The 12,632-nt window shown below is 41.8% G+C and carries 10 protein-coding genes; 5 read left to right on the top strand and 5 right to left on the bottom strand.

Annotated features, from left to right (window positions below; translation table 11 throughout):
• Nucleotides 1-89 precede the first annotated feature (89 nt).
• A complete protein-coding gene (locus AC4IE7_RS19695; protein ID WP_490778578.1) occupies nt 90-602 on the bottom strand; it encodes a hypothetical protein in 513 nt (170 codons plus the stop codon).
• Nucleotides 603-810: 208 nt separating this feature from the next.
• On the opposite strand from AC4IE7_RS19695, the gene AC4IE7_RS19690 reads away from it, so the two are divergent.
• Entirely contained in the window at nt 811-1,428 is a 618-nt protein-coding gene (locus AC4IE7_RS19690; RefSeq protein WP_490778577.1) for a DsbA family protein, read from the top strand.
• A 451-nt stretch (nt 1,429-1,879) separates the two neighbouring features.
• On the top strand, nt 1,880-2,470 hold the full coding sequence (locus AC4IE7_RS19685) for a class I SAM-dependent methyltransferase (RefSeq protein ID WP_490778576.1): 591 nt from the start codon (nt 1,880-1,882) through the stop codon (nt 2,468-2,470).
• A 160-nt stretch (nt 2,471-2,630) separates the two neighbouring features.
• Here AC4IE7_RS19685 and tcdA read toward each other — a convergent pair whose 3' ends face one another.
• From tcdA to AC4IE7_RS19670, 3 genes are all read right to left on the bottom strand, one after another.
• Nucleotides 2,631-3,407, bottom strand: a complete 777-nt coding sequence (gene tcdA, locus AC4IE7_RS19680; RefSeq protein ID WP_490778575.1) for a tRNA cyclic N6-threonylcarbamoyladenosine(37) synthase TcdA — start codon at nt 3,405-3,407, stop codon at nt 2,631-2,633.
• Between the two features lie 123 nt (nt 3,408-3,530).
• A complete protein-coding gene (locus tag AC4IE7_RS19675; protein ID WP_490778574.1) occupies nt 3,531-6,467 on the bottom strand; it encodes an EAL domain-containing protein in 2,937 nt (978 codons plus the stop codon).
• Nucleotides 6,468-6,610: 143 nt separating this feature from the next.
• On the bottom strand, nt 6,611-7,651 hold the full coding sequence (locus AC4IE7_RS19670; protein WP_490778573.1) for an ABC transporter substrate-binding protein: 1,041 nt from the start codon (nt 7,649-7,651) through the stop codon (nt 6,611-6,613).
• 947 nt (nt 7,652-8,598) lie between these two features.
• Here AC4IE7_RS19670 and AC4IE7_RS19665 point away from each other — a divergent pair.
• From AC4IE7_RS19665 to AC4IE7_RS19655, 3 genes are all read left to right on the top strand, one after another.
• On the top strand, nt 8,599-9,078 hold the full coding sequence (locus tag AC4IE7_RS19665; RefSeq protein WP_490778572.1) for a hypothetical protein: 480 nt from the start codon (nt 8,599-8,601) through the stop codon (nt 9,076-9,078).
• Nucleotides 9,079-9,253: 175 nt separating this feature from the next.
• Nucleotides 9,254-9,928, top strand: a complete 675-nt coding sequence (locus AC4IE7_RS19660; protein WP_490778571.1) for a response regulator transcription factor — start codon at nt 9,254-9,256, stop codon at nt 9,926-9,928.
• Nucleotides 9,925-11,223, top strand: a complete 1,299-nt coding sequence (locus AC4IE7_RS19655; RefSeq protein ID WP_490778570.1) for a sensor histidine kinase — start codon at nt 9,925-9,927, stop codon at nt 11,221-11,223. The genes AC4IE7_RS19660 and AC4IE7_RS19655 overlap by 4 nt, the downstream gene beginning before the upstream one ends.
• Before the next feature lie 20 nt (nt 11,224-11,243).
• Here AC4IE7_RS19655 and AC4IE7_RS19650 read toward each other — a convergent pair whose 3' ends face one another.
• The gene (locus AC4IE7_RS19650; protein WP_490778569.1) at nt 11,244-12,599 is read right to left on the bottom strand and encodes a deoxyguanosinetriphosphate triphosphohydrolase; all 1,356 of its coding nucleotides are present in this window, start codon (nt 12,597-12,599) and stop codon (nt 11,244-11,246) included.
• Between the last annotated feature and the right edge of the window lie 33 nt (nt 12,600-12,632).

Below are 12,632 nucleotides of genomic sequence, written 5' to 3'. Positions count from 1 at the left end.
GATTCATTATTTTATATCTGTAATCAGTTAAACTATCAATTCTTTTATTCAAAATAGTGTATTTGTTTGCGCGATATACTCAGGCGTCATTATAATAGGTTCTTGTTTGATTTCACACCCATTATATGCATAATCATATTCAACTCCTCACCATAATATTCCACCAATAAGTTGATATTATCATTCAGTTCTGTCCTTGCAAACCACATACTCTGTTGATGTTCGAAATAAAAGGCTTGATAGTGAATGAGACTTGGCCTCCCTGTTCCATCCAGAAATCGCCTGAGAGTTGTTACAACTGTTAGACCTGGTATTGATGTCTGTTCTATTTGAAATTTATTTATTACCTCCCCTAATCGAGGACCGTCGCTGTCAATTATTCTGTAGAAGTGTTGAATCAGATTATTTTCATTATAAGCAGCAAGGGGAAATAGAGTGACTGTCAAACGATCACCCTCTGACAACCCATAAAGTTTGATTATTTTTATTCCAGAACTCTCTAAGGTTATCCAGTCTACCTCTTCTGAGATAATTGGTTGTGATACTACCCATAACAATAGAGCTAGAAGAAGATTTGATATACGCACTTCTGATTCCTCCACTTTACCTTCACATAGAATTGTTATTAATTCTTAAAAAGTGAAAAATAAAGAGAGTCACCTCTCGATTTCCAGATCTAATAATTATTTTCTTAGAATATATTTCTAACACTTCCTGTGTGTACTCCATTCAGATATTCCATTCTTAAAATAGCGCTTTAATAGTTTCTATAATATTATACTATTCAATAATTAACGGAAACTATTTCTAATGCCGCATCTTTATTATGTTCACGATCCAATGTGCAGTTGGTGCTGGGCTTTCAGACCTACACTCTCAAAACTGATAATAAGTTTACCAGATTCAATAACCTACAGTTATCTTCTAGGTGGTCTGGCTGCAGATTCAGAAGAGCCTATGGAAATGGATATGCAGGAAAGATTAAGGAATACCTGGTTGACTATTCAGCAAAAGTTACCCAAGACCGACTTCAACTATAATTTTTGGTTAAATAATGTACCTCGCCGCTCAACCTATCCTGCATGTCGAGCTGTCATCACCAGTAGAAAAATGGACGCAGCATTAGAAGAGCAGATGATACTTTCTATTCAACAGGCATATTACATGGAAGCAAGAAATCCATCTGATAATTCGACACTGGTTGAAATAGCAGGTGAAATTGGCTTGGATAGATCTATTTTTCAAAACCTGTTGAATAATGAGTCTATTAACAACAGTCTATTAGATGAGATTGAGCAATCAAGATTGATGGGGATAAACAGTTTTCCTGCTCTTGTACTGAAAATTGAGGATGGATATTGGCCGATCGCCGTCGACTATCATGATGAGAATAGTATGTTAGATATTATTCACCAACTATTTACCTGATATCTAGTGTACCTCGCCATAGATTCTGTACCATTCAGAGCCGCCCCATTACGTCAGATCAAGGCGTGGCTCGCAGGGAATGGCAGGCCCTTTACAAGAGCCACAACGCAGAGCAGGCGTATTGGGCCGACCCCTCCGGGCGAGCCTGGAAGGGGTTATCCGCGGCGTTATGCCTCTTGGCAAGGGAGGGGCCATTCCCTTCGAGTCATGCCTTGCACCCCAAGGGCACTTCCTTCGGGGCGCGGCTAACCCCTTCCAGACTCGCTGAATGGTACAGAATCTATGACGAGGTACACTAGCAAGCATGTTAAACTTAGACGAGAGCCTTCAAACTATTTGATTAACCTGAAGAATAGACATTTAATCACATCATACCGATTTAAGGCATGGATTGCCGATAATCGCCAGCTGTTGTGAATCCTGCAATACTTGAATATAAAAGCAATGAATTATGTTGACTGATAAAAATATAGATAGACTACGCAAAGATATTTCATTTACTGCCGATCTCAATGGAGAAAAACTATTAATTCACTCCACCTGGGGCATTTTCTCACCTAAGGATATTGATGAAGGTACCCAGCTATTGATCAATAACTTACATATAGAGCCAGAGTTTGACTGCATGGATCTGGGTTGTGGTTATGGCCCAATAGGACTTTACATGGCAAGACGTGCAGCACAAGGCAGAACTTTGATGGTTGATAAAGACTTTATGGCTATCGAGTACAGTAATGCCAATGCCGCTAGAAATAATATATCCAATGCTAAAGCTATGTTAAGCAACGCATTTGACCATATTGACTCTTCATTACGCTTTAACGTAATTGCCTCAAATATACCTGCAAAAGTAGGAAAAGAGATGTTGAGCATAATTCTCTATGATGCCAAACAGAGACTCAAACCTGGGGGTAAACTCTATGTAGTTACCATCAATGGTTTACGACAATATATGAAACGTAATTTGAATGAGATTTTTGGTAATTATAAAAAACTAAAACAGGGAAAGACCTATACTGTAGCCATGGCTGAAAAACATTAACACAAGCCTCTGTTTATTTTCAGTTTAATTATTAAACAGGTGATTCAACATGTCGTCATAAGTCGAAATGTACCTCGCCTGCCTGCATCGAGGTTTCAAAATGCCGCTGCAGTCCCAATCTACAGGCAAGCGCACTTCTGCCACTCGAAAAATCAGTATGTTAGGGCCCAACTCCATCAGACAGCTGCTTTAAGACATGTGAAACTGCAACCAACCCAAAACTGGCTGTTACGGTCATAGCAGAGCCATATCCACCGCAGTTTAGTGAGCCATCAAGTCCATCTGGCCTTGCAAGGCATACCTCTCCTTCACTATTAGGATATTTTTGTTGTTCGACTGAATATACACATGGCACACCAAATCGACGTTTCAAATTAGAAGGGAATCCGAACTCTTTTCTCAATAATTTACGAGTCTTAGACAAAAGAGGATCCTGTTCACTTCGACTCAAATCAGAAATACCTATTTTTGTAGGATCTATCTGCCCACCAGCACCACCTAATGTTATCAAAGGTATCTTTTCTCTTTTACAGTAATCTATTATTGCGGCTTTGGTTCTGTAGTTATCAATACAATCCAGTACATAGTCAAAGTTATCGAGTAGTAAATCAGATAGATTCTCTGCTTCAACATACTCCTCAACTGCAGTGATTTGACAATCTTGATTTATTTGTTTGATTCGCTGAGACAACACTAAGACTTTAGCTTGGCCAAAATCCTTCTCAAGCGCAGGCAATTGACGGTTGACATTAGATTCAGCCACATGATCTAAATCGTATAGGGTCAATTTACCAATACCACTACGAGCAAGAGCTTCGACTGCCCACGACCCCACCCCACCAACACCTATAACTGCAACATGCGATTTTAGAAATCTTTCAAGGCCACTTTGACCGTAGAGACGTGCAATACCTCCAAACCGTCTTTGATAATCCATATTTTACTCTGCCAAAGCCATTCTTAGATATTGATTGAAATGTATAAATTTAATGAATAATTTTACCGTAATCAGTAGCTATGAGCATTACTCTTTTTTCGAATCAATAATTCGGTTGAGATATCATGAGCTTTCTTGTTTTACTAATTCATTAAGTTGCTGAATAAATTGCTGATGCATCTGCCGTAACTCATCAATCCTACTCTTTACACTATCTTGATGCTCACTGACTGACAGATTATAGAGTTCCTGACCTAACAGATGTATACGTTCATGGCACTCTCTTAAGTTTGAATACTTTTTAAGGTGTCCATATTGAAAATATCCATTTCCATAAAACCAACGACCGAATGAACAACTATGACTGTCTAAAAGAAGCCTTTGTGATGTTGAAGGTGGTTTTGAAAGAATATCAACAGCATTTTCAATCCACTGCTCGTGGCTGTTTATGGCCTCTTCTATATCCGAGTTACTGGCTTTTTCAAGTCTTTTTTTCAAATATTGCCATTCATCATCACTATCCCAAGCATTTAACCACCCAGGTATATTCTCAGCAGGCATTGGTCTTGCTATACCATACCCCTGCCCTAATTGACATCCAAGTCTTAGCAATGCAGCACCATGTTCAATACTTTCAACACCCTCAGCAATAACCGGATGATGATAGGCTTGCGCCAGTCTAACTACACTATCAACAATTGCCAAATCCTGTGGATCCTCGAGCATATCGCAGACAAATGAGCGATCTATTTTGAGCGTATTTACTGGGAGTCTATGAAAATAGGTCAAAGATGAATAACCTGTTCCAAAATCATCTAAAGTTATCTGCAAGCCTAAATCCTGACAGCTTACCAGTGATTTAATTATACGGTTTAAATCTTGAATAGAGGTAGTTTCAAGTATTTCCAGTTCAAGTTTTTGAGGCTTTACTGCACTATATTTTGCAAGTGCAGTTTTTATATGATTGATAAATTCTGTGTGCTGTAGGTGATGAGGGCTGATATTTATACTTACAGATAGATCAATACCAGCCAATTGCCACTCTAATATTTGCGCAAGTGCAGTACCTAAAACCCACTGACCAAGTTCGATTTCCAGCTCAGTATTTGTCAGATTATGTAGAAAAGCACCTGGCGCAACCAATCCTTCATCTGGGTGAATCCATCGAATCAATGCCTCTACACCTATCACCTGTCCACTATACATATTTACTTTTGGCTGATAGTAAAGTGTAAATTCCTCATTGGTAAAAGCTTTCTCTAGACGCTGATAATTTTCGCGATATGCCTTAACTTGCCTGTCCTGTTCCGGATCAAAGAGATGAAAGCAATTTTTACCTCTTTCCTTTGCGATATACATTGCCTGATCTGCATGCCGTAGTAGTAAATCTGCATCTGAATTATCTGAAGGAAAGAGTGTATAGCCTATACTTGCCGAGACCTCAACCTCAACACTATCCACTTGAATCGGTAATGCGATATTTTCCATTACTCTCTGCAAAATTACTTCACATGCGACTAAATTTGTAAGCTCGGTAAGAATCAGTACAAATTCATCACCACCAATCCTTGATACAGTGTCTCCAGCACGAACGGTCATTTGTAATCTTTGCCCTATCTCTATTAAGACCTGATCCCCAGTATCATGACCATAGGTATCATTAATCGGCTTAAATCCATCAAGATCCAGATAGCAAACTGCAACCTGCATATCGTTACGCTTCGCTCTTACGATAGCTTGATTCAAACGATCTGCCTTTAGTAATCGGTTCGGTAGACCAGTTAAAGCATCATAATGTGCAATTTTATCTAGTTCAGCTTCCGCTTTTTTTCGATCGGTAATATCGTGTATTATTGAGTAGAGTACCTGCCTTCCTCCCCACTCTATCGGTCCAGAATGGACTTCGACATCGCGAACTGTGCCATCAACCAATGTATGTTTAAAATAAAAGTGGCTTCGTTCTTCTCGATCTGCCAATTTCATCTCATGAGCAATCTCAATCTCGCTCAAGGTATTAATATCGCTAATATTCATTCCCAACAATTGATCACCGCTGTAACCATAATAAGACTCAGCAGCTTGATTTGCGGCAAGAATTTTACCGGTTACTGGATCGATGGTAAGCATCACAGCTTTACTTTTTTCAAATAGCATTCTGAAACGTTCTTCACTATTGCGAAGTGCTTCAGTAAGTTCTTTTTCCCGCTCCAGAGCATGAATCAACTCTTTATTGCTATCCTTCAATGTAAGATTTGCACTTGCAAGCTCTTGTGTTCTTATATCAATCTTTTCTTCAAGTTCTTGGCTGGAATTTTTAAGTGCTTTGATCTGTGCCTTGAGTATTTCTCCCATCTTATGTAGTGATATTGATAGTCTACCAATTTCATCTCTACCGTCTACTTCTGAAATCTTCTCAAATTTACCTTTTGCTATTGATTCAGCATAATCAGAAAGGCGCGATACAGGCTCAATAATCGATCTGCGAAGAAACAGATTAAGAAGAAGTGCTATTGAGAGAAAAGTAATAACAACATTAACAAGAATCTGAGTAATTGCACCCTTAACCTTATCGTCAACAATCGAGGTAAGAAAGCCTAGCCGAACTGCACCTACATAACTACCATTCTGTCCAAATAGTGGTATAGCCACATCATAATAATGCTCACCATCAAAACGATTGTATACCTGCCAAATTGGCTTTCTAACACTCAGGATTCTTGTTGTTACCGGGTCATTAAAATGTCTGCCGATTAAATCTGAACTGCTATGAAAAAGGGCCATTCCGCCTTCATCTACTACTGTTGCATAAGCAATATGACTATTTTTATCCACCACCTCTGCCAGTTTTTTATCCATGCCAGACAATGAATCCAAGGGTAGCCCCAGAGAAATCAACTCAGTCAAAAGACTCTCTATGCTATGCCCGATACCAAAACTACCTGTTAAAAGTGCATCAGTATATTTACTACGAAAACTTAATATATTGAGCATGGAACTTATCAGTAATGATATGGCTAATACACCAATCGTGATGAGTAATATTTTTCTGTTCAGCCCCATATTTCAACAGCCACTATGATTTCTATTTACTTGGAGGAGACCTATTTTATGAGAGGTTCTAATCAACCCACTATCCTCAATAGTTCTATTATCAGCACTCAAAAAATGATAAGAAAACACCACTAGAGATCGAATCAGGTATCTCATTGAACTATATTTTTTCCAGAGAGTTGCAAAATGCCAACTGGTACGCTTATTCCAAAACGTTTTGCCTTAGTCAAATCAACTGCATATCCATAACGCGCTGGCCATTTGGGTTCAATTTTCTGAACTTTATAATCTTCAAACAGATCACGGATCATCACCGCCACTTGCCGCCCGATGCTCTCGAGACAGGGAAATACGACAGCAGTTGCCCCCCAGCGTGACACCACATCGCTTTTAACCAAACCAATCAATGGTTTATCCGCGAAGGATTCAACTGTTTTCGCGAAATACTCGCGTGCGCCTAACTGATCGTTCGGTTTCAGAAAGGCATCCACTTTATCATTCAATTCCTTGATAAGCGGTATAGCAAACTCTGCCATTTGTTGATCACCATTTTTTCCAGTTACCAATGGAACAGCCCGAAATAAAACCTCAACATCATTAAATGCAGGATCTTTCTCCAATAACTCCCTGATCCATCGATTGTAACTTTGCGATTGAGGCATATCGGCATAGATTAAGCCAAATGTATGAGCGTCAGGCATCAATTGGCGCAGGAATAAAAACCTTGATCTAACCGGTACTGGATAACTGACTCCAGTAAAATTAGCTTTCGGAGATTGGTCGAAATCGTCAATTACACCAATACCGACGGGATCAGTTGGCGCTCCAAAAACTACGGGGATTTCACTATTCCACACTACATGCTTTGCAGAAATTGTTGCAACGGTTCCGCCGACATAGATCACATCGTATTTAGTGGACAACTCCTTTCTGAGTATCGCCTCTCCTAGCACCACATCGTTTTCTGCAATACCGTATGTGATATGTAGATTCTCTCCCTCTCGATAACCATGGTCAGACAGTGATTCGATCAGCGATATTCGAACATCTTGATAGGGGCTACCACTTTGAGAGTCGAGGATAAGTAACCGATAGACACGCCCAGGCTCTGGAAAACAGTGTGCTAGTATCGGAAGACACATTCCGATAAGCGCTATAATTTGAAGGAAAATAATTTTTTTAGTCGTATACATCTACCATCACCAACGGTAGATGACCAAGCATCTAAGATGCCAAACGAATCTGGCACATTCACAGGGGATCATCGCTGTTAACTCCAAATATCTCAATCTTAGAAACAGATAGCCATTTCAAGTTTTGCTAGTGTCCTACACCACAAACCAATTTCGATGAGATAAAGATTAACTTAAGGAGCCTCTGTATATGTTTAGTTCGAGTATGAAGCAGTATGAAAGGTTCTGCAGCACTATGAAATGCATGTTTTACAAACTACAACCATGCTTTTAAAAACACCGGAGCAAAATCTTTCGCATGCTACAAAGCAAATCACGAAAATCAGAGGTTCCTTAAAGATACGCTGGCTTTCCTGATCCTCTGGAACGCCTACAGGCTGTGCAGATGTTATTTCCTACACATTTCAACTTAACAATAGCGTAAATTATACGCTACAAAGAGAACTTTGCACCTGAGATCTTGTTTCCGACTGACCCTGCTTCAATATAAAGTACGCTTTTAGTCGTTTAATTCTTTTTTGGAATTTTATAAAAATTTCTTGTAGTAATTTTACCTGTTACATCTTGTTACAACGGGTTACACCCCTGAGAGGATCTTCTCATCCCAATGCCTCACAATATTTCCTGTAAGACGATGGATGAATCGTTGGCAGCTATGACATAAGGGCACCTCTATTACTTGTTTATGCCCTCTGTGTGACCTGCGCATGTAGCTGTAAGGCATGAGCCGAAGCAGAATGGTTGTTCCATTCTCAAGCATCACAACGCAGCAGATACATGTTCAGGCCCCGCCCTACGGGGCTTTACGACCCGTCCAGACTCTACGTTGCGCTTTTTCGACAGGCAATAAGCATGATTCAAAAGCACGCCTTGATTCTGAACTCGTCGTAAAGCCAGAGGGCACAAGCAATTAATAGATGTACCCATATACAAATCAGGAGACCATTATGAGTAAGAGTGTAATCATCTTTATATGTATATTTGCACTACTGTTGGTTAGCGGCGTCGCAATTGCACGCTATAAAGGACTCTGTAACAGCACTGAAGGCCGGATAGACTGGATGGCAAGCAGACTTGATAGTCACCTTCAGCTGAATGAGTCACAAAAAAGCCAGCTTGACCTACTAAAAGCTGAAGTTGTTACCATTGCAGAGACATTACGCAGTGACCGATCTGTATATGCCAGTGAGGCAACTGAACTTCTCAGTTCACCAGTTCTGGATCGGCAGAGGGCACACACGCTATTGATGCAAAAACAGGCTCAACTCGCCAGTGTCAGTAGTGATTTGATTGAGGCATTTGCCGATTTCAGTGATAATCTGGAGCAGCACCAGCGTGATAAGCTGCAGGCTATGATCAACAAACACAGGCAGCATCGTCACTGTGGCTTTGACTGCAAGAGACTCGATACTGAGACACAGGAGTAAGCCCAAACAACAATATTTGAGGTTCGCTTTGCCCTCTCCATTGGTAGGGCAAAGCAACCCATATTGTTTATCTCAAATTGACTATGACTGATGCACTACGACAGATAGAAGCACTTACCGATTCCTGGGTCAGGCAGGAAGGATCGGATATACTGCGGCACGTAGGGGTATACTGATGGCCCTTATACTTCTGATTGATGATGACCAAGGCTTAGCCGCACCACTGAGCGAGTACTTCTCACGATACGGTCTCACTCTGCAGTCATTCACAACGCCCTCAGAAGGTCTTGAGTACCTCAATCTCAACCAACCAGACCTGATCATACTGGACATTATGTTACCTGAGATGGATGGTTTTGATGTATGTCGAACGATACGAAAAACCAATGACATCCCTATTCTGATGCTAACCGCGAGAGGTGATGTCATGGACAGAGTTATCGGCTTGGAACTTGGTGCTGATGACTACCTTGCTAAACCATTTGAACCACGTGAATTAGTCGCACGAATTCAAAACATCCTGAAACGCAGTCTTGCCCAGTCAAGTAAAAAACAACCTTCTATCCTTGGAGAGTTATCCCTCGACAAGAATCAACTGACTGCTTCAATTGGAGATCGGATTCTAAACCTTACAAATTTGGAATTTCGTCTACTTGAGCTTTTTGTTCTAAATCCTGGACAGGTCTATAGCCGGGATGAGATTTTGTCTGCCATCAAGGGTGTAGATGCAGAACTCTACACCCGGTCTGTGGATATACTGGTCAGCCGACTCCGTCAAAAAATTCTGCCCCTGGACTACATCAAAACTGTTTGGGGATCAGGTTATCGAATGATCGATCCATCCGCATGAAACGGCATCATCGACTAAGCGCCCGACTCGTATTGCTGTTTATTTGTGTAAGTATTTTAATTATTTTCGTTGTTCATAGCGGCTTTCGATATGGTATTCGAGATGAGTTCAGACAGTTTGCTGAACCTCACATGATGGAATATGTCGACCACTTACGCCAGCAGATTGGTACACCTCCGGATATCGTTGCAGCAACAGCCCTGGCTCAAAGACTGCAACTCGATATACAGATAAATTTCCCCGATCACCGCTGGTCTAATAATGGAAAGCTTGTTGATGAAGATAAACTCAATTTTCATACACATCAGCTATCGAACGGCAGAGCTGTTCAGGTAAGTTATGATGAGCATCGCTTCCTGCTACGGCTACAGGAGGAAGATATTGGGCTGCTGTTTATCTCCCAAGACAACTGGAAAGGCGGTCGTTTACCAATCATTGCCATTACCACCATACTCACAATTCTGGCATTGATAGCCCTCACCTACCACCTTGTCAGACGCCTTTTTCAACCCATTGAAATCATTCGCCGAGATGTTGCTCGCTTCGGTTCTGGCGAACTGAATCACCGTATATCACTAAAACGTCGAGACGAACTGGGGGAGCTGGCGAATAGCATCAACACCATGGCAGAAGAAATAGAGGGAATGTTAGATGCCAAACGTCAACTGTTACTTGCAATCAGTCATGAACTCCGTTCACCATTGACCCGGGTACGATTAAACGCTGAGCTACTCAGTGAAAGTGATCAGAGAGAAAGGATAATCTCAGATCTGAAAATACTTGAACATCAGTTGGCCGAGCTACTTGAGACTGAACAACTGGAGTCGAAACATGCGAAACTCGACCTTCAACCTGTTGATCCGACTCAATTGATTGAGTCTGTTAAAAATGAGCATTTTTTTGATGCGCTATGGCAACCCCACTTCAAAAATGCTCACCAACAAATTGATCTGGATCCTATTCGCATTAAATTATTGATCAGAAATCTATTGGAAAATGCGCTACGACATACTCCTGATGAGGCTAGACCTGTTGATGTCCGCAGTGAGTTGAGCAATAAAGGCTGGCACTTCCTTGTTGAAGACCATGGCGAAGGTATACCAGCTGAACATATTTCTCATCTGACAGAGCCATTCTATAGAGTTGACCAGGCCAGACAGAGAGCAACCGGAGGGTATGGCCTTGGACTTTATTTATGCCGTATTATCGTTGACGCTCATAATGGAAGATTAAGTATAGAAAGTGAACCTGATAAAGGTACAAAGATCTCCATTTTCATACCCATATCTGAGTAGATGAATAGAAAGCGACTTCACTATCCTGGGAGTGAAATCCCAGTCACCTTCTTATACAGTGAGACAGCATAGGAGTCGGTCATCCCTGAGACGAAGTCAGTCAAACGTAGCAATCGGGTATAGTCATCCTTTATTGGCTCTCCTTGTGGTCCAATAAACTGATCGGGAATCAGTCTAATCATCATTTGACTGCGTGGACTCGCCCCAGAACCATGCTCAGCAACATCGTCAATAATTGGGATAAACCTTTCCAGCAGCTCACTGATCACCTGAAACCCTGCCGTTTCGATCTCGATAACCTCTGGTGCGATATATATCTTTTCACCTGCCACTTCAATTAACCGATCCATCTCTTCCCGGTGAGGGATATGGCTCATTAAAGGGTCGTCAAACTCCCCTTTTAAGATTTGCTGTTCGTGATCAAGAAAACAGCAGAGAATCTCACTAATAGCCTGGCTTATGACCTTAGCCCGCAAAAACTCCACCTTCTCCTTGTCCCCGCCAATACTTTTCAAGCGAGCTGTTTGAATGGATGAATCTGCGAGTATGGCGCTAAACAGATCCAGTGCCTCCTGAAAGCTGAGGTGTCCCAAGCGATACCCATCCTCAATATCAATCACTCGATAGCAAATATCATCAGCAGCTTCGACCAGGAATGAGAGTGGGTGTCGATGCCATATAGCGAGCACCGGATCCCGTCGAATCAAGCCAACGGCCTTGGCAACAGCTTCAAAATTCCCCTGATCTTCAGCAGTGAAACCTGGCTTCTTGGCGCTTACTCCCCCAAAACGACCTTTGCCTATGCAGGACTCTCTTGGGTATTTGGTAAATGCCCCTAATGTTGCGCAGGTCAACTGCAAACCACCAGGATTATCTCGGTTCTGCAGTCGGGTGATGACACGAAAGCCCTGAGCATTACCCTCGAAATTGAGAAAATCCTCTCGCTGACTGCCGCTAAGCACCGCGACACGCTGTTTGCCATAATCGGCAGTTTCTGCCCAATGGCGTATTGCGTCTTCTCCAGAATGCCCGAAGGGTGGATTTCCTATATCGTGAGCCAGACAGGCTGCAGCGCAGATATCCCCGAAATCTGACGCCTCGTGTTTCTGTAATTTATGGCGGGCAATGATCTGCTCTCCAGCCAAAGTTCCCAATGAACGCCCAACACTCGAGGATTCAAGACTGTGGGTCAAGCGAGTACGGACATAATCGACCTTCGAGAGAGGAAATATCTGTGTCTTATCCTGCATTCTCCGAAATGCTGAAGAGAAGACGATACGATCCAGGTCACGCTGAAAATCTGTGCGTGAGGTACTGCCGCCTGGGTGATCCTGCGAACCAAGGCGTTGCCTAGACAACAGTTGTGTCCAATTCATCGACATAGGCCGAGCCAATCCTTCAAAGTGCTA

The organism is Candidatus Thiodiazotropha sp. AKAK3 (assembly GCF_058244645.1).
The sequence above is the reverse complement of the archived record's forward strand: the minus strand, read 5'-3'. Positions and strand labels throughout refer to the sequence as shown.